Genomic DNA, 23,915 nt, shown 5'->3' with positions numbered 1-23,915 from the left:
ATTAGTTATATTGCCGAGACTTATAATAAGATTCGGTAAGGCCAATGAAACCGCACGAACCAGCTATTGCCCCGGGCGCTTCCGGGGCTGAATCTGCTGCCAGAGTCCAACGTTGGCAGATGCCTGATACCCTCGTCATCATTTTTTTTGTTGCACTGTTAGCGGCAGCATTAACCTATTTTGTGCCGATTGGCTCATTTCAAACTGAAGTAATTTATTATATGGCGGATGGTGTGGAGAAGACCCGCACTGTTGTCAATCCTGATTCATTTGAGTATCAACTGGATAGTCAAGGCCAGCCAATTAAGGCGCCTGTCCCCCTATTTGAAGGCGGTGGTGGTGTCGGATTACTGAATTTTGCCTTTGAGGGGCTGACGTCTGGCTCTAAGTGGGGCAGTGCCATTGGTGTCATCATGTTTATGTTGGTGATTGGTGGCTCCTTTGGTGTGGTGATGGCAACGGGAACAATTGATAACGGTATTTTGCGTCTGATTGATAAAACCCGCGGTAATGAAATGCTGTTTATTCCGTCCCTTTTTACCTTGTTCTCTCTTGGGGGGGCGGTATTTGGCATGGGGGAAGAAGCCATTGCTTTTGCCATTATTATTTGCCCATTGATGCTGCGACTAGGCTATGACGGTATTACCACTGTGATGGTGACCTATGTGGCAACCCAGGTGGGGTTTGCCAGTAGTTGGATGAATCCATTTGGTGTTGCGATAGCCCAAGGCATAGCCGGAGTGCCGGTATTATCTGGCACTGAGGTGCGTTTGCCTATGTGGGTTGGTTTTACCCTGCTTGGTATTTTGTTCACTATGCGTTATGCCAGCCGGATCCGGCGCGAGCCTACTGAATCATTCAGCTATCATACTGATGCTCCTATGCGGGCAGAGCAGGCAAAGACCTTACCTGATAGCCGCTTCAATATTGGTGATTGGTTAGTTCTGCTTACGATTGCCGTCACTATTGGTTGGGTTGTTTGGGGCGTAGTCGTTCATGCTTGGTTTATTCCAGAAATTGCCAGTCAATTTTTTACCATGGGTTTAGTTGTTGGTGTCGTAGGCGTTGTGTGCCGTTTAAATGGTATGACGGTTAATACTGTTGCCCGAAGCTTTAAACAGGGGGCTGCAACCATGATTGAGCCTGCGGTGTTAGTGGGGTGTGCATCTGGGATTTTATTATTGCTGGGCGGTGGTAAGGCCACAGAACCCAGTGTACTCAATACTGTACTGAACACTGCTGGGCAAGGAATTGGCCAATTGCCGGATGTGCTTTCGGCTTGGTTTATGTATCTATTTCAGTCGGTCTTCAATTTTTTTGTTACCTCAGGGACTGGGCAGGCGGCATTGACTATGCCATTAATGGCGCCATTAGCCGATTTGGTTGGTGTCAGCCGTCAAGTTGCTGTGTTGGCATTCCAACTGGGGGACGGATTGACCAATATTTTGGTACCGACATCGGCATCACTGATGGCAACACTTGGCGTATGCCGGGTTGATTGGGGAGATTGGCTGCGGTTTATCTGGCGCTTTATGTTGGCGTTGATGCTGTGTTCCAGTGCGATGGTGATTGGTTGTCACTATGGCGGATTTGTTTAATGTGTATATGCTCGCAATAAGATAAAACCCTGCCATTGGGCAGGGTTTTATCTGTTGGGGTTTAGGGTTAGATGTTCTGTGCCTGAGGTTCGAACTTAGGTGCCTGAATAAGTATCGAAATCAATTGATAGCGTGACGGCGTGGCGCATAAAACAGGACATAACGCAGTGCCACATAACTCACCACCAAGGTTGCAATCAGTAATTCAACCACAGCCATAAGGTGCAGTAAATCTGAAAAGCCGCCCATGCCTTGGAAGTGCGTTGTCCATACTGAGCTTTTAAATAATGCTGTTGCGCCAATTACCATGGGGAAAGTAAATGCGGCGTAGCCAGGTGAAAAGGGCAGTTTCAGCAGATGGAAAAATGCCAGATAAATCACCGCGGTCATCAGCACGGCTACAGCTAGCAGCAAACCCACAATCACAATATTGGGATTACTTGATACTGTCAGATAACCAGCCAGAGACAGACTGGCTGGTGCGGCCAGAATAGCGATTGTTGGTTTGGCTGCAGCTGGCACAGGTTGACCGAAAATTAAACGGTACAACATCAGTGGCAGCATCACTAAATAACTGAGCATACCGAATAATAAAATGGCATTCGCCAGCCAATCATACCCCTGACCTGGGAAGCTGACCGCTGCCACAATAATGCCGATAGGGGGCACAAACCAGCTGGGAACCATATGATCTAAATTGAAGTCAATGGCGCGGTAATAAACAAAAGCGGCCAGAAAAATTATGTGGATTGCAATTGCAGCTAACCAGAGCATTAACCCGGTCGCTGGGGCATATAACCCGACAGCTTTGGAAATTACCATCAATGCCATTGCAAAAGTGGGAATAACACTGCCGACTACAGGGTGAGTCAGTTCTTGCCACAAGACTTTAGGATGGAAGACGAACTTAACCACTAGAGCCAGTAGCATAACGCTGGCAATAACGGCCCCTGTCAGTTGGCCAGCGCCATGTAGCGGAGCTAAATTTTCCCAAGTCCAGCCAAGGCTGCCGATAGCCAGTGCTAAACCAGCCATTGGACTTGGTAAGGTGGCGAATTTTTGTGTCCAGGAGACAGTGGGTTGACTCATTTCGTGTCCTGATTATTTGTAAGGGGCAGAAACTGCCGAAAAGCGATTGACACAAATTGTATGATGTTCACTGTATTAATGAAATTTGATTTTAATTAGTTTTGAATTAAGAAAAACTTAATCGTAGTAAGATTCCTTCGGCTGTGAGTCAGCGTATGCGTGGATGATGTTGGCTCAGCCGTCCTGTTAGCTTGATTGCAGTGGGATCTGCTCTTGGTTTTATGGGAAGTATTATTCGGCTTAGGTATGACAAGGTAGTCCCCCCGAAAAATAACAGCAGCCAAAAGTAGAATTTTCTCGTAAGGTAAAACGTAGGAGATTCGACATGAAAACATCGCGATACACAGACAGTCAGATAATTAACATCCTCAAGCAAGCTGAAGCAGGAACGCCCGTTCCAGAGCTTTGTCGTGAGCATGGCATGAGCAGTGCGACCTTTTACAAATGGCGTGCAAAATATGGTGGCATGGATGCGTCACTCATGGCACGCATGAAAGAGCTTGAGGACGAAAACCGGCGGCTCAAGAAAATGTATGCAGAAGAACGCCTCAAAGCCGAAATCATTCAGGAAGCCATGGCAAAAAAGTGGTGAAGCCCAGTGAGCGGCGAGTGCTTGCTCAGCAGTCTGTGGCGGCTTCAGACATCAGTATTCGAATGGCGTGTCGCATTTTCAGTGTCAGTGAAAGTTGCTACCGCTACCAATCAGTCCTTCGAGATGAAAATGCGGATATTGCCGATTGGCTTATCCAGCTGACGACAGATGAAAATGACTGGGGCTTTGGTCTGTGCTTTGATTACCTGCGCAATGTGAAAGGCAAACTCTGGAACCACAAACGCGTATATCGTATTTATTGCGAGTTGGCGTTAAACCTGCGTATTCGCCCCAAACGACGGCTAAAACGCCATGCCCCAGAGCCTCTAAAAGAACCCGTGCGGCCGAATCAAGTTTGGTCTGTAGATTTCATGCATGATCAATTAGCCGATGGCCGACGCTACCGCTTATTCAACGTTATCGATGATTATCATCGTGAAGGTTTGGCGATTGAAGCGGGATTGTCATTGCCAGCATTACGAGTTATTAGGACGCTAAATCAACTCTTGGAGCAGCGGCCAAAGCCTTCAATTATCCGTTGTGATAATGGGCCTGAGTTCATTAGCGGTGAGTTTGTCAATTGGGCTAAGCGACACAACATTCGGATTGAATATATTCAGCCAGGTAAGCCCCAGCAGAACGCTTACATAGAAAGGCACAACAAAACAATTCGATACAGTTGGGTCAGCAAGCATCTTTTCGACTCAATAGACGAGGTACAAGACTACGCAACAAAGTGGCTTTGGTTTTACAATCATGAACGACCACACAAAGCAAACAATGGCAGGCCACCACTGATGGCTGCTTAGCCTCTACTTTAAACTGCGGTTAAAAAAGGGAGGACTACCACAATAATTCTGTATGAATGTTCTTATGCCTTAAGTTATAAAGAACAGTATGAATGGCCACATGAGTGTTGATGGCAGTTATCGGCACTGGTCTAGTTATCTGATTGGGTCGTGTTTTGGCGTAATGCGAAAATGGAGCCGTCGTGTTTAATTATACGAGAATAAATGATGCTCTTGATGGAGTATAAAAGTGCAGAGTGCAGGTAGTTGGCCAAGTCGCTGAAGTGATTCAAACCACTCAATAATAGGGGGGCATTTGTGTGACTCAGATTACCAGCTAACGGCAGGTGATAATCAAGTCGGGGAAACAAGGCATTATTAACTATTATCGGCAAATACCATTGCATCGAGAGGATCTTGTTACAAAGGGTGGTTTTAATTGCAATCGCCCTGACCGTATAAGGCTCAGGGCGATTACGTTAATCAGTTAGTATAAAAACTACTGCTGGTTTTCTTCGTCACCAAAGTGTCCCTGAAACAGGACAGATGAAAGATAACGTTCCGATGCAGATGGCAGAATAGTAACAATGGTTTTACCGGTAAACTCTGGTAGTGCAGCAATGCGATTAGCCGCTACAACAGCTGCGCCAGATGAAATACCCACTAAAATACCTTCTTCTTTCATCAAGCGATGAGCCATTTCGATGGCTTCTTCATTGGTGACGGTTTCCACGCGATCCAGTAATTCCAAATCCAAATTTTGTGGAATAAATCCGGCACCGATACCTTGAATTTTATGTGGACCTGGGGCAATTTGTTCGCCCGCAAGGGTTTGACTTATCACTGGTGAATCAGCTGGCTCGACAGCGACAGAGGTGATTGCTTTACCTTGAGTTTGTTTGATGTAACGACTGATGCCGGTAATGGTACCGCCTGTACCGACCCCAGCGATAACGACATCAACTGCACCGTCCGTGTCTTGCCAAATTTCTGGTCCTGTGGTCTTTTCGTGAATTTGCGGATTAGCTGGATTGCTAAACTGCTGTAACAGGACATATTTTTCTGGATTAGATGCGCGGATTTCTTCGGCTTTATCAATCGCCCCTTTCATGCCTTTGGCACCATCGGTCAAGATAAGGTTTGCCCCTAATGCTTTTAGAAGTTTACGTCGCTCAAGGCTCATGGTATTGGGCATGGTCAGGGTCAGCGGGTAGCCTCTAGCGGCAGCCACGTAGGCAAGGGCAATCCCCGTGTTACCCGAGGTGGGTTCAATCAGTTCTTTACCTTCAGTGAGCAGCCCCTGTTTTTCCGCTTCCCAAATCATATTGGCTCCTAGGCGGCATTTCACGCTGAAGCTGGGGTTGCGCGCTTCAACTTTAGCCAGCACCTTGCCTTGACTGACGCGATTCAGTCTGACCAGTGGGGTATGGCCTATGGTGAGGGAGTTATCTTCATAAATCTTGCTCATTGGGGGTATGCTCCTTTTATTGCGTTATAAGAGAATAATCCTGTTACGGGATTTTTGAAGTGCCGCTTTGCTATCTCATATTACTTTTGGTTATATAAGAAAGGTCTTTTTATAAGGCATAAGTTTATACATCGTCGCTATTTAGTTTTATTAGTTATATAGAGCAGACTGGGGGATCACCTTGCTGCATGAGAAAAGCGGGGCATATGGTGCAGGTGTGCGTGGCTAAAGCATGTGGCGTTCGTTTTTGCGACAAATACAACTATTAGTCAAAATAGCAATTGAACTGTTAACGATTCGTTTGTCTGGATAAAAAAATAGCGGTAAGCCCAAGGGCTACCGCTATTAGCGCAATAAGCTTGATAGTACTTGTTAATTCAGATCATCAACAAATGCTGCAGCGCGACCAATGTAGTTAGCCGGCGTCATCTGTTTCAGCTCAGTTTTAACATTGTCTGGCAGTTCCAGTGAATCGATAAACTCAGCCAGCTGCGTAGCATTGATACGTTTGCCACGGGTTAGCTCTTTGAGTTTTTCGTATGGCTTTTCGATACCATAGCGGCGCATAACGGTCTGAACAGGCTCAGCCAGTACTTCCCAATTCTGATCCAGCTCTTCAAGCAGATGTTCTTGGTTCACTTCCAGCTTGCTAATGCCTTTTAGTGTGGACTGGTAGGCGATTAAGGAATGGGCCATACCCACGCCCAGATTACGCAGCACGGTAGAGTCGGTCAGATCGCGCTGCCAGCGGGACAGTGGCAATTTAGCGGCCAGATGCTGCATGATGGCATTGGCGATACCCAAGTTGCCTTCAGAGTTTTCAAAGTCAATAGGGTTAACTTTATGTGGCATGGTAGAGGAGCCGATTTCCCCGGCCACGGTTTTTTGCTTGAAATGCCCCATGGCGATATAGCCCCAAATATCCCGATCAAAATCGATCAGTACAGTATTAAAGCGGGCTACGGCATCAAACAACTCTGCAATATAGTCATGGGGTTCGATTTGGGTCGTGTAGGCATTCCAGTTTAGTCCCAAACTGGTAACAAAGCGCTGTGATAGCGCATGCCAGTCTACTTCAGGATAGGCGGATAAATGTGCATTGTAGTTACCTACAGCACCGTTGATTTTCCCCATAATTTCTACGGCTGCGATCTGCTTAATTTGACGCTCTAAACGGACCGCAACGTTGGCCATCTCTTTGCCTAGAGTCGATGGGGTGGCTGGCTGACCGTGGGTCCGTGACATTAATGGCACATCGCGATATTCACGGGCCAGATTTTTCACGCCATCAATTAATTGCTGGCAATATGGCAGCAATACTTGGGTACGGGCTTCGGATAACATCAAGCCGTGGGACAGGTTGTTGATATCTTCCGATGTACAAGCAAAGTGCACAAACTCGCCTACGGCAGCCAATTCGGCATTATCGGCAATTTTTTCTTTAATGAAGTACTCCACCGCTTTCACGTCGTGATTTGTGGTGGCTTCAATGGTTTTTACTCGCAGGGCATCGGCTTCACTGAAGTTATCTTTAATAGCATCAAGTAGGGATAATGCGGTTTCACTAAATGGGGGGACTTCGGTGATTTCCGGGCAACTGGAGAGCATTTTCAGCCAGTTGATTTCAACCTGAACACGATATTTGGTGAGACCATACTCGCTGAAAAAGTCACGGAGGGCGGCGGTTTTACTGCCGTAACGACCGTCTACCGGAGAGATCGCAGTCAGTGCGGAAAGTTCCATTAAAAGCTCCTTGATGAACTTGGCTGATTGTTAGCTGTATATAGTTATTGGCTTAGGCTGTTTTTAGCGCTGTCAATGATGGTTTTGCGGCTGAAGACCAATTGGCGGCGTTTACCGCCCAGTTGACGCCAGAGCACGGCGCTGCGCATCGCCGCCAACAGCAGGGCACGAATTTTTTGCTGTATTAGCGGACGCTGAAGACAGGCGGGATTACCCGTGATTTGAATTTTCGGTCCCAGATCACTGATGACATCGCTGTAAATACTGGCCAGATTTGCGATCACTTGTTCGTCTGTGATACTGAAATGGTTCAACTGGCGCTGAACCTGATTAATCCTTTCTGCCAACATACCTCTTGCGTTGGCATTTTTAGCCAGCTTGCGCTCCAGTGCCAGAATACCCACGAGGTAGCGGGTAATTTCTATATCTTTGCGTTTACCATCACCCAGTTGATCCAGTATCAAGCGGTAGCCCCGTTGTAGGGCAAATTTATCTTGGTAAACATCACTGCAGCTATCGGGATCAGTGATGGTGATGGTGTTTAAGCTGGCACTGACAGTGTCGGGATCGGATTCACCCAACCGGGCCAGCTGTTGCACCTGAGCCAGGGCGGTTAGCGCCCCAGCAAAGGCCATGGTCCTGTCATTTAACGGATTGCTCAAGATTTATTCTCTTATTAATGAGTCAATAATGCCGCCGCCAAGACAAATTTCGCCATCATAAAAGACGGCCGACTGACCGGGAGTAACGGCTTCGACCTGTTCGTCAAATATCACACGGATAAAGCCATCATCTGCCAATGTCACCGTGCAGGGAATATCCTGTTGGCGGTAGCGGGTTTTTACAGTAATGCGGGCACCGTCATCTGGCCCTTTACGGTCAACCCAATGGAGCTGGTTAACCATCATGCCATCAGACATCAAGCGAGGGTGTTTATGCCCTTGGGCAACAACTAACACATTACGGTTCATCTCTTTATCAACCACAAACCATGGGTTGTCATTGCTGTTCTTCATGCCACCAATACCCAGCCCTTTACGTTGGCCTAGCGTATGGTACATCAGCCCTTGATGCTGGCCGATAACCTCGCCTTCTGGCGTTTCAATATTGCCTGGCTGTGCTGGTAGGTAGTTAGCCAAAAAGTCTTTGAACTTTCGCTCACCGATAAAGCAAATACCGGTACTGTCTTTTTTGTTGGCGGTGATCAGTCCCTGTTCTTCAGCGATGCGACGTACCTGGGGTTTTTCCAGATCGCCTACGGGGAACAGACTACGGGCAACCTGTTCATGGCTCAGGGTATAAAGGAAATAACTCTGATCTTTATTGCCATCTAGACCACGCAGCATCAGTGTCTGTCCATCAGCGGTATCCTGACGGCGAACATAATGTCCCATGGCGATATAGTCGGCATCCAGAATATCCTGGGCAAACTCAAGGAAGGCTTTAAATTTAATTTCCTTGTTGCACATAATATCCGGGTTCGGGGTACGGCCGGCTTTATATTCAGCCAAGAAGTACTCAAAGACGTTATCCCAGTATTCAGCAGCAAAGTTGACCGTGTGCAGCGTGATCCCCAGCTTGTCACAGACAGCTTGAGCATCTTTTAAATCTTCAGCTGCAGCGCAGTATTCATCAGTGTCATCTTCTTCCCAGTTCTTCATAAACAGGCCTTCTACCTCGTAGCCCTGCTGTTTGAGCAGGTATGCAGAAACGGAGGAGTCCACACCGCCGGACATGCCGACAATGACTTTTTTGCCTTTATGAGCAGGATCAATAGATGTCATGGATATAAAACCTGAAAAATAGTCAATGTCCGGTTTCAGAGCCCGGCTTCGTCTGCCGGAGGCCCGTTGGCCTGCCCCAAAGGTGAACTGTCACCGGGTTTATTACGCGGGGGCGTATTCTATCACGCTTTACAGGACGTCGCTATCTACAGAAAGTCCGCATTTATCAGATTCAAATCAGTGCCTTTACCTGCCAGATAGTCATTAATTGATTGCATGACTAGTACACTGCGGTGGGAAGCAGTTATCCCACGGATTTGCTCTATAGTGAGCCAGTGGGCTGCATTAATTTGGCTATCCTGTGGTGTAGGCGCTTGCATTTGTGGCAGCTCTACCAAGTAGGTAAAGCGCAAAAATGCCAGTCCATCTGGCGCGGAAAACTGGTAAATGCCAAGCAGTTTATCTGGCATTACCATCAGGCCAGTTTCTTCGCGCACTTCGCGTTGACAGGCGCAAAGCAGTGATTCATTGGCTTCCAGATGCCCCGCTGGCTGATTAACACAACGCTGGCCATTGATTTCTTCTTCAACCAACAAAAAATGTCCTTGGCAATGGATCACACAGGCAACGGTCACATTGGGGCGGTAACGCTGATTCATGGGCGACGACCTTGCTGATTAGTACGGTTTGGCTGAGCCAGTATGCGATATTCTCCTTGGGGAAGATCATCGAGTCGATACGGGCCAATGGCATAGCGGATCAGACGTAATGTTGGATAACCGATATGGGCTGTCATGCGACGAACCTGACGATTTCGTCCCTCACAGATTTGGATTTCCAGCCAACTGGTGGGAATGCTTTTTCGTTCCCGCACCGGTGGGTTACGTGGCCATACTGATGGCTCTGGGATCAGGGTCACTTTGGCTGGCAGAGTCGGACCATCTTTGAGGGTGACGCCACTACGCAGTTGCGCGAGAGCTGCTCCTGTCGGTATGCCTTCTACCTGCACCCAATAGGTTTTATAGGTTTGTTTTTTGGGGGCGGTGAGCTGTGCTTGCAATTGTCCGTCATTGGTGAGTAGCAACAGACCTTCACTGTCACGGTCCAAGCGACCCGCGGCATACACATCTGCAACTGGGATAAAGTCTTTCAGTGTTTGTCGCCCTTGCTCATCGGTAAATTGACACAGTACATCAAAGGGTTTATTAAACAGCATAATGACCGGATTCTCTGCCCGAGGGCGAGTCGGTTTACCTGAGCGATGACGTGTGCCGGCGGCGGTGTTACTGCGGACTGGGCGAGCGCCTGTGGCGTGAGACTTTTTCTGTTGATGACCTTGTTGTTGAGAGGTGTTTTGTTGGTTGTGACGCTGGGAGCGGTTAGCTTGACGGCGAGTCGCTGACAGAGATAGACGAGGACGAGCGCTGTTGGAATTTTGCACGTTTGGACGAGGTTCGACAGTTAAGAATTTTTTACATTTTAACCGGCATTCGCGCTCAGTGGAATTTGAATCTACAACGTAATGCTCTATGATGAGCGCCAACAAATGTGATCTTTGTTGAAGGATATATACGGTTTGGCAACATTCGACCAGGATAGGTTGTGATCACAAATGCCTGTAAAAGGGCATTGCCATACAGCCTGTTTTTCCGGCCAGTCCGGTCCATCCACTCTGTACGATAACAATAATATCAAAACCAATCACTGTAGGATGAAACATGAAACAGCTACCCACCATTATATATACCGAGACGGACGAAGCGCCGGCTCTGGCGACCTATTCTCTGCTGCCTATCATCCAGGCTTTTACCCGGCCGGCGGGGATTAATGTTGAAACCCGAGATATTTCTCTATCTGGGCGTATTATTGCGAGCTTTGCTGACCGGCTAACGCCCACGCAGCTGATTGGCGATCATCTCGCGGAGTTGGGTGAGTTAGCACAGACTCCCGGTGCCAATATTATTAAGTTGCCTAATATCAGCGCCTCCATTCCCCAGATGAAAGCTTGTATTAAGGAATTACAGGCTAAAGGCTATGATTTGCCAGATTATCCCGATGAGCCGAATACTGCAGATGAACGGCAGATCAAAGCTATTTATGACAAGGTAAAAGGCAGTGCTGTTAATCCGGTATTGCGGGAGGGTAATTCTGATCGCCGCGCGCCGGCATCTGTTAAACAGTATGCTCGTAAAAACCCCCATGCGATGGGTCGCTGGATTAGTGATTCTCGCTCACACGTTGCCCATATGCAGCAAGGTGATTTCTATGCCAGTGAGCAATCGCTGACATTAGAGTCAGCCACTGAGGTGACCATTGTTCATGAGGTAGATGGCGCTGCTAAACCTACTCTATTGTCTGCAAAATTGCCTTTGCAAGCTGGGGAAGTGATTGATTGCGCAGTAATGCGTAAACAAGCGTTAGTTGATTTTTTTACCGCTGAAATTGCCGCGGCAAAACAGGAAGGTGTGTTACTGTCCCTGCACCTGAAAGCCACCATGATGAAGGTGTCCGATCCCATTATGTTTGGCCATTGTGTAAAAACTTACTATCAGCAGGCATTCAATAAACATGCTGAATTGTTTGAGTCTCTGGGGGTGGATGCTAACAATGGCATTGGGGATGTGTATGCCAAAATTGCTGATCTGGACGATGCCAAACGGCAAGAAGTTGAAGCGGATTTAGCTGCGGTATATCAGTTCCAGCCACCATTGGCGATGGTCAATTCAGATAAAGGTATCACCAATCTGCATGTGCCTAGCGATATTATTATTGATGCATCTATGCCAGCCGCTATCCGCTCCTCTGGGCAGATGTGGGGACCGGACGGTCAGTTGCATGATACTAAATGTTTGATACCTGATCGCTGCTATGCCGGGGTCTATCAGGCAACCATTGATTTTTGTAAGGCCAATGGTGCCTTTGATCCGGCAACCATGGGCAGTGTGCCTAATGTGGGGCTGATGGCACAGAAGGCCGAAGAGTACGGCAGTCATGATAAAACGTTTGAGATTTCGGCTGCTGGTACAGTAAAAGTGATCGATCAGCAGGGACGAGAATTGATGTGCCAGCAGGTTGCGCCTGGTGATATTTGGCGTATGTGTCAGGTGAAAGATGCGCCGGTACGAGACTGGGTGAAACTGGCCGTTAATCGCGCGCGTTTATCTCAAACTCCAGCGGTGTTCTGGCTTGATGAACAGCGTGCTCATGATGCGGAACTTATCCGTAAAGTACAGCGTTATCTGCAGGAGCATGATACGACTGGGTTAGATATTCGTATTTTGGCTCCAGTAGATGCGACCCGTTTCTCATTGACCCGGATGAAGGCCGGCTTGGATACGATTTCCGTTACAGGTAATGTGCTGCGGGATTATCTGACTGATCTGTTTCCGATTTTGGAGTTGGGTACCAGTGCAAAAATGCTTTCCATTGTGCCGCTAATGAATAGCGGCGGCCTATTTGAAACAGGGGCTGGCGGTAGTGCCCCCAAGCATGTGCAGCAGATGGAACAGGAAAATCACTTGCGTTGGGATTCCCTCGGGGAGTTCTTGGCATTAGCGGCCTCATTGGAACATTTGAGTTTTAATGCTGATAACCATCAAGCAAAAGTATTGGCAGATGCGTTGGATGCTGCTATTGGTCGATTCTTGGATGAGAATAAATCACCATCACGCCGGGTTGGTGAGTTGGATAATCGAGGTAGTCACTTTTACTTAGCACTGTATTGGGCCGAAGCATTGCAGGCCCAAAGCGCAGATGCGCAATTGGCGCAGCACTTTGCCCCCTTGGCGAAGGCGCTGGCTGAAAGTGCCGAGCAAATTGTTTCTGAGCTGAATCAAGTGCAGGGTCAGCCGGTCGAATTGGGCGGCTATTACCGCTTAAACACTGAACTGGCCGCGGCGGTGATGCGACCCAGTGCGACATTAAATAACATTCTGGGTTGATAGTTTAGTTTTTGAGAAGTCATTAAAAAACGCACCCTTAAGGGTGCGTTTTTAGTGGTTGTTTTAGTGAGCAGTAAAGCATTAACGTTTACAGAAATAATCAGCGGCTCGTTTGACTAATTCCAAGCCTGTTTTGTCACAAGGCGGTAATTGTGCTTGGCTGGTTTTGAGGGGGGTGACGCGGCTGCCCCATTTAATCACAGCTGCTGCAGAGGTTAAACCGGCACCGAAGGCGCAGGATAAAATAGTTTGCCCTGGCTGAATACGGCCTTGCTCCAGTGCATCACAAATCGCAATCGGAATAGTCGCCGCTGAAGTATTGCCATAGTTGGCAATATTGACAAACGCTTTGTCTTTATCAATTTTCATACGGCTAACTAAAGTATCGATAATGCGCTCATTGGCTTGATGAGGAATGACGAGATCTACATCATCTTTATCCAATTGGCATTTGGCTAAAACCTGTTTGCTTAATTTGCCCATTCCTGTGATGGCCCGTTTAAAAATCTCTTGGCCATCAAACTGAATATAAAAATCCAGTGATGCGGCATCAAACCTATCCATTGCCGTGCCAAAACCGGCTTTCAATATTTCACGGCCAGCCGGATCGTTATTTAGCTCATAGCCTAATACTCCCTCAGCCTTATCGGTCGCTTCCAGTATGACGGCGCCGGCGCCGTCGCCAAACAATACGGCAGTTTCACGACGCGACCAGTCCAGATAAAAGCTAAGTCGCTCAGCACCAATGACCAGTACTTTTTGGCACTGGCCACTGCGGATTTGGCTACTTGCTAAACCTAAACCGTATAGAAATCCACTGCAGGCAGCATTGATATCAAATGCTGCGCAGTGTGCCCCAACATTGGCTTGCACCGTGGAAGCAATATTGGGGATCAGGGTATCAGGACTGGCGGTGGCCAGAATGATCATATCTAAGTCAGCCCCGGTTAGCCCTGCGGCATCCAATGCCCGTTGGGCAGCGACAGAAGCTAAGGCTGAAGTATCAACATGGCTGATATGGCGCTGACTAATCCCGGTGCGGGGTTTAATCCATTCATCCGAGGTTTCAATAAAAGTGGCAAGATCATGATTGGTCAATACCGCTGGTGGCAGACATTTTCCCCAGCCGGTTATCGTGGCGTACTGCATAATTTTCTCTCAATCAGTCCCGGCGGTGATTGCCGCCAAAGTTCAGCGCTGTAACGCAGCACTGTATGATGTCATTGCGGTTTGGCAGTAATAAAGTCATAGACAGTGCACGATTGGCCTTATTACTGGCAGTGAAAAAGGAAATACCCTAATGAGTTGTTATTCTTATTTGCTGTGTTACCGCAATAATATATAAAAAAGATTATCTCTTTCAGTTTCTATTTATCCTGCATTTCGGTTTAGCCTTTGACAAGCATTTTCCTGAGTATCTTATCTGATAGCCTCAGATCTAGTGTGTTTTGATGTACTGATATGCTGCAGATAGGGCTAACTGATTTGTTGTGATAACACTAATGTCTTGTCTTATGCGCTTTATGTATGACTTAGGTGGAATATTTGCTGTGGATTAGGGCTGTGCATTTCTTGGCGGGAATGAAATAATACGCAAGATTTTCGCATACGGAGTGCCCTTTGGTGAATAAAGCAGTGTTTTTGGATCGCGATGGTGTTATCAACGTTGATCGTGGTTATGTCCACACGGTGGATGATTTTGAATATATCGAAGGGGTGTTCGATGCGTGCCGGGCATTGAAACAGCAAGGCTATAAGTTGGTGGTGGTTACGAATCAATCTGGTATAGCCAGGGGGTATTACTCAGAGGATGAGTTTCAATCCTTGACGGAATGGATGGATTGGAATTTTGCCGATAAAGGGGTGGAGCTAGACGGTATATATTATTGTCCTCACCATCCGGAAAAAGGTATTGGCGACTACCGGCAGGATTGTGATTGTCGGAAACCTAAACCTGGAATGCTAAATTCTGCGGCGCGTTTTTTAAAGATCGATTTAAGTCAGTCGGTGATGGTGGGTGATAAAGCCGCTGATATGCAGGCTGGTATTGCTGCTGGTATCGGGACTAAGATTTTAGTTCGCTCAGGTAAGGCTGTGGATGATACCGCTACAGAGTTGGCCGATGTCGTGCTTGATAGCATTAATGATGTTCCAGCTTTCTTAAAGCAGTAGCACCGAATCTCATTTCAATGTTTGACTTCTTGTAAAAGGCCACTGCAATGCAGTGGTTTTTGCGATTTACAGACTGTGCTATGAGCTTAAATTTACCCTTATTGGTGTAATAACGGTCACTTTGTATCAAAAAGCATCGGTTGAACGGTTTTTGCTAGAAAAATGGCGTAAGGCACTTGCAGTAAATTTTGTCTTACCTATAATTCGCTTCCATTGAGACGCTGCTGGAAACGGCGCGCAGCTTGAGTGGTTGCTCAAGTTAGCCTTTAGAAGGCTGTTCTTTAACAATTTATCAGACAATCTGCGTGGACATTCACAGTGATTGACATCGACAAACGATTTTAATCAATGATGAATCGCGCAGCATGCAAATGCAGTCATTGCCTTAATGGGTAATGATGCAAAGACAGAATTCATTGAGCAGAACCTTCGGGTTCAACCAAAACTTTTAATTGAAGAGTTTGATCATGGCTCAGATTGAACGCTGGCGGCAGGCCTAACACATGCAAGTCGAGCGGTAACAGGAAGTAGCTTGCTACTTTGCTGACGAGCGGCGGACGGGTGAGTAATGCCTGGGAATATGCCGAGATGAGGGGGATAACAGTTGGAAACGACTGCTAATACCGCATAATACCTACGGGTCAAAGCAGGGGACTTTCGGGCCTTGCGCATCTTGATTAGCCCAGGTGGGATTAGCTAGTAGGTGAGGTAAAGGCTCACCTAGGCGACGATCCCTAGCTGTTCTGAGAGGATGATCAGCCACACTGGGACTGAGACACGGCCCAGACTCCTACGGGAGGCAGCAGTGGGGAATATTGCACAATGGGGGAAACCCTGATGCAGCCATGCCGCGTGTGTGAAGAAGGCCTTCGGGTTGTAAAGCACTTTCAGCGAGGAGGAAAGGTTACTGGCTAATATCCAGTAGCTGTGACGTTACTCGCAGAAGAAGGACCGGCTAACTCCGTGCCAGCAGCCGCGGTAATACGGAGGGTCCGAGCGTTAATCGGAATTACTGGGCGTAAAGCGTGCGCAGGCGGTTTGTTAAGCGAGATGTGAAAGCCCCGGGCTCAACCTGGGAACCGCATTTCGAACTGGCGAACTAGAGTCTTGTAGAGGGGGGTAGAATTCCAGGTGTAGCGGTGAAATGCGTAGAGATCTGGAGGAATACCAGTGGCGAAGGCGGCCCCCTGGACAAAGACTGACGCTCATGCACGAAAGCGTGGGGAGCAAACAGGATTAGATACCCTGGTAGTCCACGCCGTAAACGATGTCTACTCGGAGTTTGGTGCCTTGAGCACTGGGCTCTCAAGCTAACGCATTAAGTAGACCGCCTGGGGAGTACGGCCGCAAGGTTAAAACTCAAATGAATTGACGGGGGCCCGCACAAGCGGTGGAGCATGTGGTTTAATTCGATGCAACGCGAAGAACCTTACCTACTCTTGACATCCAGAGAATTCGCTAGAGATAGCTTAGTGCCTTCGGGAACTCTGAGACAGGTGCTGCATGGCTGTCGTCAGCTCGTGTTGTGAAATGTTGGGTTAAGTCCCGCAACGAGCGCAACCCTTATCCTTACTTGCCAGCGGGTCATGCCGGGAACTTTAGGGAGACTGCCGGTGATAAACCGGAGGAAGGTGGGGACGACGTCAAGTCATCATGGCCCTTACGAGTAGGGCTACACACGTGCTACAATGGTCGGTACAGAGGGTTGCCAAGCCGCGAGGTGGAGCTAATCCCAGAAAGCCGGTCGTAGTCCGGATCGGAGTCTGCAACTCGACTCCGTGAAGTCGGAATCGCTAGTAATCGTGGATCAGAATGCCACGGTGAATACGTTCCCGGGCCTTGTACACACCGCCCGTCACACCATGGGAGTGGGCTGCACCAGAAGTAGATAGCTTAACCTTCGGGAGGGCGTTTACCACGGTGTGGTTCATGACTGGGGTGAAGTCGTAACAAGGTAGCCCTAGGGGAACCTGGGGCTGGATCACCTCCTTACCTAAGCGATGAAATTGCTTTGAGTGTTCACACAGATTGTCTGATAGAAAGTAAGAACAATTATCTGCGAGATTAAGCGTAGCTAATTTGAGTCAGGCCAAGGCGCTTGAGCAATGAGGAAGAATGTGTAGCAGCGCTACATGACGACCGAAGCGCGAAAGCAACACAGGTATGGCTCAAAAGAGTAAGCGAAATGGGTCTGTAGCTCAGGTGGTTAGAGCGTTCGCCTGATAAGCGAGAGGTCGGTGGTTCAAGTCCACTCAGACCCACCAATTTCTCCTGATACTTTGTTGAAGCGCAACTCGTTTAGCAGGCTAAACGTCGTCGCACTTCGCCGCGTCTCAGAAGAAATTCTTTTCAGATAAATGTTCAACTGTATGGGGCTATAGCTCAGCTGGGAGAGCGCCTGCCTTGCACGCAGGAGGTCTGCGGTTCGATCCCGCATAGCTCCACCACTTCCTTCAACACGCTTCGGGGATGAAGAGATGGAAGTGACTCATACAGTCTCAGGGGATAGAGACGCCAAAGATAAACATGCTTTATCTTTGGCTTTTTTAAGCCCGATTTTAGGCTGAAAGGTCGAAAATTATTGCTCTTTAACAATTTGGAAAGCTGATAGTAGAAACAAACCTCTCTTTTTAAGAAAGGCTTTGTTAATACAAAATTGAGTTCTCAAACACTTTAATCAAGTAAATTGAGTATTCTAATCAAGGCGTTGTGATTCGAAAGAATTACAATTATCAAACCAGCAAGTTGCAATGCAACCTGAATGAAACTCATTTGGGTTGTATGGTTAAGCGACTAAGCGTATACGGTGGATGCCTTGGCAGTCAGAGGCGATGAAGGACGTGTTAATCTGCGAAAAGCTGTGCTTAGCCGATAAAAGGCACTTGAGGCACAGATGTCCGAATGGGGAAACCCGGCACCATAAGGTGTCATCATATACTGAATACATAGGTATATGAGGCGAACGAGGGGAACTGAAACATCTAAGTACCCTTAGGAAAAGAAATCAACCGAGATTCCCCAAGTAGCGGCGAGCGAACGGGGACCAGCCCTTAAGTCTTCAGGGTGTTAGTGGAATAAGTTGGAAAGCTTAACGGTACAGGGTGATAGTCCCGTACACGAAAACTAACTGAAGATGAAATCGAGTAAGGCGGCACACGTGATATGTTGTCTGAACATGGGGGGACCATCCTCCAAGGCTAAATACTCCTGACTGACCGATAGTGAACCAGTACCGTGAGGGAAAGGCGAAAAGAACCCCTGTGAGGGGAGTGAAATAGAACCTGAAACCGTATACGTACAAGCAGTGGGAGCGGTTCTTGAGACCGTGACTGCGTACCTTTTGTATAATGGGTCAGCGACTTACATTTAGTAGCGAGGTTAAGCGAATAGCGGAGCCGTAGGGAAACCGAGTGTTAACTGCGCGTTTAGTTGCTAGGTGTAGACCCGAAACCCGGTGATCTAGCCATGGGCAGGTTGAAGGTTGAGTAACATCAACTGGAGGACCGAACCGACTAATGTTGAAAAATTAGCGGATGACTTGTGGCTGGGGGTGAAAGGCCAATCAAACCGGGAGATATCTGGTTCTCCTCGAAAGCTATTTAGGTAGCGCCTCGCACGAATACCATTGGGGGTAGAGCACTGTTAAGGCTAGGGGGTCATCCCGACTTACCAACCCTTTGCAAACTCCGAATACCAATGAGTACTATGCGGGAGACAGACAGCGGGTGCTAACGTCCGTTGTCAAAAGGGAAACAACCCAGACCATCAGCTAAGGTCCCAAAGTTATTGCTAAGTGGGAAACGATGTGGGAAGGCTTAGACAGCTAGGATGTTGGCTTAGAAGCAGCCATCATTTAAAGAAAGCGTAATAGCTCACTAGTCGAGTCGGCCTGCGCGGAAGATGTAACGGGGCTAAGCAATACACCGAAGCTATGGGTACTAGCACTTGTGCTAGTGCGGTAGAGGAGCGTTCTGTAAGCGGTTGAAGCGGAAGCCGTAAGGCACCGTGGACGTATCAGAAGTGCGAATGCTGACATGAGTAACGATAAAGGGAGTGAAAAACTCCCTCGCCGAAAGACCAAGGGTTCCTGTCCAACGTTAATCGGGGCAGGGTGAGTCGACCCCTAAGGCGAGGCCGAAAGGCGTAGTCGATGGGAAACGGGTTAATATTCCCGTACTTCTGCTAACTGCGATGGAGAGACGGAGAAGGCTAGGCCAGCACGGCGTTGGTTGTCCGTGTTTAAGATGGTAGGCAGTGTGTTTAGGCAAATCCGGACACATAATGCTGAGAATTGATGACGAGGTGCTACGGCACTGAAGTGGTTGATGCCATGCTTCCAGGAAAATCTTCTAAGCTTCAGGTTAGTAGGAATCGTACCCCAAACCGACACAGGTGGTCGGGTAGAGAATACCAAGGCGCTTGAGAGAACTCGGCTGAAGGAACTAGGCAAAATGGTACCGTAACTTCGGGAGAAGGTACGCTCCTGTTGGTGATGAGACTTGCTCTCTAAGCTGACGGGAGTCGCAGATACCAGGTGGCTGCAACTGTTTATCAAAAACACAGCACTGTGCGAACTCGCAAGAGGAAGTATACGGTGTGACGCCTGCCCGGTGCCGGAAGGTTAATTGATTGGGTTATCTTCGGAGAAGCTCATGATCGAAGCCCCGGTAAACGGCGGCCGTAACTATAACGGTCCTAAGGTAGCGAAATTCCTTGTCGGGTAAGTTCCGACCTGCACGAATGGCGTAATGATGGCCACGCTGTCTCCAGCCGAGACTCAGTGAAGTTGAAATTGCGGTGAAGATGCCGTATACCCGCGGCTAGACGGAAAGACCCCGTGAACCTTTACTATAGCTTGGCACTGAACATTGACCCTACATGTGTAGGATAGGTGGGAGACTTTGAAGCGGTGACGCCAGTCATCGTGGAGTCAACCTTGAAATACCACCCTTGTAGTGTTGATGTTCTAACTCTGGCCCCTGAATCGGGGTTGAGGACAGTGCCTGGTGGGTAGTTTGACTGGGGCGGTCTCCTCCCAAAGAGTAACGGAGGAGCACGAAGGTTGGCTAAGTACGGTCGGACATCGTACGGTTAGTGCAATGGCATAAGCCAGCTTAACTGCGAGACAGACACGTCGAGCAGGTACGAAAGTAGGTCATAGTGATCCGGTGGTTCTGAATGGAAGGGCCATCGCTCAACGGATAAAAGGTACTCCGGGGATAACAGGCTGATACCGCCCAAGAGTTCATATCGACGGCGGTGTTTGGCACCTCGATGTCGGCTCATCACATCCTGGGGCTGAAGTCGGTCCCAAGGGTATGGCTGTTCGCCATTTAAAGTGGTACGCGAGCTGGGTTCAGAACGTCGTGAGACAGTTCGGTCCCTATCTGCCGTGGGCGTTGGATGATTGAGGGGAGCTGCTCCTAGTACGAGAGGACCGGAGTGGACGAACCGCTGGTGTTCGGGTTGTCATGCCAATGGCATTGCCCGGTAGCTACGTTCGGAATCGATAACCGCTGAAAGCATCTAAGCGGGAAGCGAGCCCCAAGATGAGTCATCCCTTAGACCTAGAGTCTACTGAAGGGCCGTCCGAGACTAGGACGTTGATAGGCAGGGTGTGTAAGCGTTGTGAGGCGTTGAGCTAACCTGTACTAATGACCCGAGAGGCTTAACCATACAACCCAAAAGGGTTTTGTTGGAAACCTTGATAGAATAATCAAGACTTGATTGAAGTTTTGAACTCAAAGCGAAAAGAATCCCAGGTCGCTTAGCTCAGCTGGGAGAGCACCTCCCTTACAAGGAGGGGGTCACTGGTTCGAGCCCAGTAGCGACCACCATATTTTTGTACAGCTTTCCGAATTAACGAATTTGCTTGGTGACAATAGCACTGTGGTCCCACCTGATCCCATTCCGAACTCAGAAGTGAAACGCAGTCGCGCCGATGGTAGTGTGGGGCTTCCCCATGTGAGAGTAGGTCATCGCCAAGCACCTAATTATTCTCGTAAGAGAAGCGAGAAAGCCCGTTGCTAATGCAACGGGCTTTTTTCGTTTATGCGCGCCATGACAGAACGAACATGGGGAAATAAAAATTCCGAACGAAGTGAGGCAACCACTCATGTGATAGTGCAGCGAGATTACTCATTAGCCTTTACATTATCTGCCTAGAATAGGGGGAGTAGATTACCGAACAAAAGCGTCTAAGGTGTTTGGTATTCTGCCTTAAAGGACTGTGTTGTCTGAATATTGTCGCTCGGATGATAAGATTGGTTATTTGTGTGATTCATAGAGATCGTTTCAATCTTCTCAGCTCCAATTCAAGCCTGTAGTTTTGTTCTTGAAGGGGTTCTTTTGCTGGTTCATAAAGCTCCTGAACCTCTTCAGAATAAGGCGTTTGCTCAGCCATTTCGAAGTATCGCTCCATGGGTGTTTTCCCATGGTGTGCGCTATGAGGCCTCTCCCAGTTGTAGTAATGCTGCCACTCAGCAAGCAGGTTATCTAAATCGTCTGATGCTAACTCTACCGTTGCATAAAACTCAGCTTTATCCGTTTTCTGCGAGCGCTCTACTTTGCCATTTAGGTGAGGTGAAGCAGGTTTATTTGGTCTGAATTTGATTCCATGGATCTTCAATTTCTCTTGGACTTTAAAGGCAAAGAACTCGCGGCCACGATCTGTTTGAATACGCTGAATTGGAAATGGCATTTCATCAATAACGCAATCAATGAAATCCAGTGTGTTAGCAGCAGTTCTGCGGCTATACAGCCTTAAAACCCTATAGCGGGTGCAATCGTCAATCGAGGTGTATTGATAGAGATTCGGCCCTATCTTGCAGGTATCCATTTGTATTCTATCGCCAGGAACTGGGCGAACATACCTGATGTAATCTGGTTTCTTACGATAGGTAACAACAGGCTTTACCTCATTCCGCGTCAAAATCTTATGAATAGTTGCAATTCCAAGAGAGAGCCCATGTAGGCGGCCAAGTTCACTTTGAATACGCCTAGCTCCAAGGTTTCGAGAGCATCGCAAAGATAAAATTAACTGCTCTTCTGTCTCACCAACCTTGGTTGAAGGTGAACTCTTAGGACGTCTGCTTTGACTGACCAGACCATCTACACTGTCTTTCTGATAACGCTGCCACCATTTTCTTAAGGTAGGTCTGGATATGCCACAACGACGACAGACCAAGCCCGCATCACGGGTCTCTTCGTATAGCTTAATCCACTGTAAACGCTGTTGTATTTCTCTGTTCATAGACACTCATTATATTGAAATGATGTCTATGAATCACACAGGTTATTGGTAAGAAACCCTGAGATACCACGTTTAGCAGTATACCGAGATTGATAACCGGTAGTCTAAGCTGGACCCAATTGGTTAGACAGATTTTTCATCTTTTAAGAGAAATAATCTGTTTGGTTAAGCGGCAAACTTCTTTTTAGCGAAATAGACTTGATCAGGTGTGTGATTATTCAGTCCCTGATGAAATCTCTGTTCGTTATAGAACACGAAATATTCACCAATAGCAAGTTCTGCCTCTGTAATAGTGCCATAAGCTTTGATATACACCTCCTCATATTTCAAGCTCCGCCAGAGTCGCTCAATAAACACATTATCTACCCAACGCCCCTTGCCATCCATGCTAATCCTGATATCCATTTCTTTCAGCCTGCCGGTAAACGCATCACTGGTAAACTGACTACCCTGATCGGTATTGAAAATCTCAGGCTTACCGTATTTGGCCAATGCCTCATCGAGTGCATCAAGACAAAACTGTGTATCCATGGTATTGGACATGCGCCATGCCAGCACTTTTCGGCTATGCCAGTCGATGATGGCGATCAGATAAGCAAACCCTTTTTCCATCGGAATATAGGTGATATCCGTGGCCCAGACCTGATCTGCCCGCTCAATACTCAGCTCACGCAGTAAGTACGGATAAATGGTATGAGCCTGATTGGGCCGAGATGTTTGCTTCTTTGGGTACAGAGGCACAATGTCCATTAAACGCATCAGTCTCTGCACCCGTTTACGGTTGACATGAAAGCCACTGGCACAAAGTTCCAGCGTGATTTTACGGCTGCCATAAAACGGGTGTTTCAGATGAATTTGATCTATCCGGCGCATGATTTCAAGCTGCTCTGCTGAAAACGGAGCAGGCTCGTAATAGGCGCTAGAGCGGCTAATACCCAACAAACGACACTGGTGTAAAACGGGCAATTTATCCTTACGGTCGACTTTATTTTTCCGTTGTGCTCTCGTTAACGACCGAGCACTTTGGCTAAAAAATCATTTTCCATGGTCAGTTGACCGATTTTTGCATGGAGTTTTTCACAGTCGACTTCGTTCTTTTTAGCCTTGTCAGCCTTGCTTTCAAACAGGGTCGAGGCATTATCTAGAAGCTCCTGCTTCCATTTGCCAATCTGGGATTGATGGATACCAAATTCAGAAGAAAGTTGAGCCAGCGTCTTGTTTCCCTTGGCCGCAGCGAGTGCAACTTTAGCCTTGAATGTCGGCGAGTGATTTTTCCTTTTTTTGCTCATGCTCTGCTCCTTTTGTTGTTTACAATTAAAGCAGATTATTTGCTCTTAATCACTGTCTTAAAAATTGGAGCCATTTCTGGGACTACCAACCTACTTGTTGTTTAATAAAGAGCAAACCTGAAAGTACCCAGTCAATTTGTCATTATCACTACATCGTTTCATAAATGTCAGCCATGACAGCGCAAATTGAGAGGGGAATTGGTATGCTTATAGATTGGATTTACCGTTTTGTTCATTATTTCATCTATCTGATTAGGTA

Annotated in this window: 14 protein-coding genes, 3 tRNA genes and 3 rRNA genes; 10 read left to right on the top strand and 10 right to left on the bottom strand. The window is 47.7% G+C overall.

Translation table 11 applies throughout. The features are described from left to right. Positions 1-119 precede the first annotated feature (119 nt). The gene (gene yfcC / locus NFHSH190041_RS11205; RefSeq protein WP_261925100.1) at positions 120-1,598 is read left to right on the top strand and encodes a putative basic amino acid antiporter YfcC; all 1,479 of its coding nucleotides are present in this window, start codon (positions 120-122) and stop codon (positions 1,596-1,598) included. Positions 1,599-1,718: 120 nt separating this feature from the next. Here the strand turns inward: yfcC and NFHSH190041_RS11200 are convergent, their stop codons facing one another. Beyond that, positions 1,719-2,687: a TDT family transporter gene (locus NFHSH190041_RS11200; protein WP_261921928.1), complete on the bottom strand. Its 969-nt coding sequence runs from the start codon at positions 2,685-2,687 to the stop codon at positions 1,719-1,721. A gap of 325 nt (positions 2,688-3,012) precedes the next feature. On the opposite strand from NFHSH190041_RS11200, the gene NFHSH190041_RS11195 reads away from it, so the two are divergent. Further along, positions 3,013-4,088 (top strand): IS3 family transposase gene (locus NFHSH190041_RS11195; protein WP_261921927.1). Its coding sequence is split into 2 segments (ribosomal slippage): positions 3,013-3,265 and positions 3,265-4,088, totalling 1,077 coding nucleotides; the frame shifts between segments, so codons are not numbered across the junction. A gap of 478 nt (positions 4,089-4,566) precedes the next feature. Here NFHSH190041_RS11195 and cysK read toward each other — a convergent pair. From cysK to rluE, 6 genes are all read right to left on the bottom strand, one after another. Next, positions 4,567-5,535 (bottom strand): cysteine synthase A, encoded by a 969-nt coding sequence (gene cysK / locus NFHSH190041_RS11190; protein WP_261921926.1) that lies wholly within the window; start codon positions 5,533-5,535, stop codon positions 4,567-4,569. Between the two features lie 372 nt (positions 5,536-5,907). Beyond that, positions 5,908-7,278, bottom strand: a complete 1,371-nt coding sequence (purB, locus tag NFHSH190041_RS11185; RefSeq protein ID WP_261921925.1) for an adenylosuccinate lyase — start codon at positions 7,276-7,278, stop codon at positions 5,908-5,910. A 44-nt stretch (positions 7,279-7,322) separates the two neighbouring features. Then, positions 7,323-7,940: a high frequency lysogenization protein HflD gene (gene hflD, locus NFHSH190041_RS11180; protein WP_261921924.1), complete on the bottom strand. Its 618-nt coding sequence runs from the start codon at positions 7,938-7,940 to the stop codon at positions 7,323-7,325. A gap of 3 nt (positions 7,941-7,943) precedes the next feature. Further along, a complete protein-coding gene (mnmA, locus tag NFHSH190041_RS11175; protein WP_261921923.1) occupies positions 7,944-9,062 on the bottom strand; it encodes a tRNA 2-thiouridine(34) synthase MnmA in 1,119 nt (372 codons plus the stop codon). A 146-nt stretch (positions 9,063-9,208) separates the two neighbouring features. Then, positions 9,209-9,661: an NUDIX hydrolase gene (locus tag NFHSH190041_RS11170; RefSeq protein ID WP_261921922.1), complete on the bottom strand. Its 453-nt coding sequence runs from the start codon at positions 9,659-9,661 to the stop codon at positions 9,209-9,211. Further along, the gene (gene rluE, locus NFHSH190041_RS11165) at positions 9,658-10,443 is read right to left on the bottom strand and encodes a 23S rRNA pseudouridine(2457) synthase RluE (protein ID WP_261921921.1); all 786 of its coding nucleotides are present in this window, start codon (positions 10,441-10,443) and stop codon (positions 9,658-9,660) included. The genes NFHSH190041_RS11170 and rluE overlap by 4 nt, the downstream gene beginning before the upstream one ends. Positions 10,444-10,720: 277 nt before the next feature. Between rluE and NFHSH190041_RS11160 the strand changes: the two genes are divergently transcribed. Beyond that, positions 10,721-12,943: an NADP-dependent isocitrate dehydrogenase gene (locus NFHSH190041_RS11160; RefSeq protein WP_261921920.1), complete on the top strand. Its 2,223-nt coding sequence runs from the start codon at positions 10,721-10,723 to the stop codon at positions 12,941-12,943. An 81-nt stretch (positions 12,944-13,024) separates the two neighbouring features. Here the strand turns inward: NFHSH190041_RS11160 and NFHSH190041_RS11155 are convergent, their stop codons facing one another. Next, positions 13,025-14,092 (bottom strand): ketoacyl-ACP synthase III, encoded by a 1,068-nt coding sequence (locus NFHSH190041_RS11155; RefSeq protein ID WP_261921919.1) that lies wholly within the window; start codon positions 14,090-14,092, stop codon positions 13,025-13,027. 474 nt (positions 14,093-14,566) lie between these two features. Between NFHSH190041_RS11155 and gmhB the strand changes: the two genes are divergently transcribed. From gmhB to rrf, 7 genes are all read left to right on the top strand, one after another. Then, entirely contained in the window at positions 14,567-15,115 is a 549-nt protein-coding gene (gene gmhB, locus NFHSH190041_RS11150) for a D-glycero-beta-D-manno-heptose 1,7-bisphosphate 7-phosphatase (protein WP_261925099.1), read from the top strand. Between the two features lie 449 nt (positions 15,116-15,564). Next, positions 15,565-17,107, top strand: a 16S ribosomal RNA gene (locus NFHSH190041_RS11145). Positions 17,108-17,302: 195 nt separating this feature from the next. Further along, positions 17,303-17,379 (top strand) — tRNA-Ile (locus NFHSH190041_RS11140). Between the two features lie 107 nt (positions 17,380-17,486). Continuing rightward, positions 17,487-17,562, top strand: a tRNA-Ala gene (locus NFHSH190041_RS11135). Positions 17,563-17,898: 336 nt separating this feature from the next. Next, positions 17,899-20,791, top strand: a 23S ribosomal RNA gene (locus tag NFHSH190041_RS11130). 85 nt (positions 20,792-20,876) lie between these two features. After that, positions 20,877-20,952: transfer RNA gene (locus NFHSH190041_RS11125), tRNA-Val, on the top strand. A 34-nt stretch (positions 20,953-20,986) separates the two neighbouring features. Next, positions 20,987-21,102, top strand: a 5S ribosomal RNA gene (gene rrf, locus NFHSH190041_RS11120). Together the 16S, 23S and 5S rRNA genes with 3 tRNA genes alongside form the textbook arrangement of a ribosomal RNA operon. A 293-nt stretch (positions 21,103-21,395) precedes the next feature. Here rrf and NFHSH190041_RS11115 read toward each other — a convergent pair. Both NFHSH190041_RS11115 and NFHSH190041_RS11110 read right to left on the bottom strand, forming a co-directional pair. Next, positions 21,396-22,367, bottom strand: a complete 972-nt coding sequence (locus NFHSH190041_RS11115) for an IS481 family transposase (protein ID WP_261921918.1) — start codon at positions 22,365-22,367, stop codon at positions 21,396-21,398. A 165-nt stretch (positions 22,368-22,532) separates the two neighbouring features. Continuing rightward, a protein-coding gene (locus NFHSH190041_RS11110) for an IS3 family transposase (protein WP_261921917.1) occupies positions 22,533-23,656 on the bottom strand; the annotation gives its coding sequence in 2 pieces (ribosomal slippage) (positions 22,533-23,404 and positions 23,404-23,656; 1,125 coding nt in all). Positions 23,657-23,915: the final 259 nt, after the last annotated feature.

The sequence above is a fragment of the Shewanella sp. NFH-SH190041 genome (assembly GCF_024363255.1).
Taxonomy (GTDB): Bacteria; Pseudomonadota; Gammaproteobacteria; order Enterobacterales; family Shewanellaceae; genus Shewanella.
The sequence above is the reverse complement of the archived record's forward strand: the minus strand, read 5'-3'. Positions and strand labels throughout refer to the sequence as shown.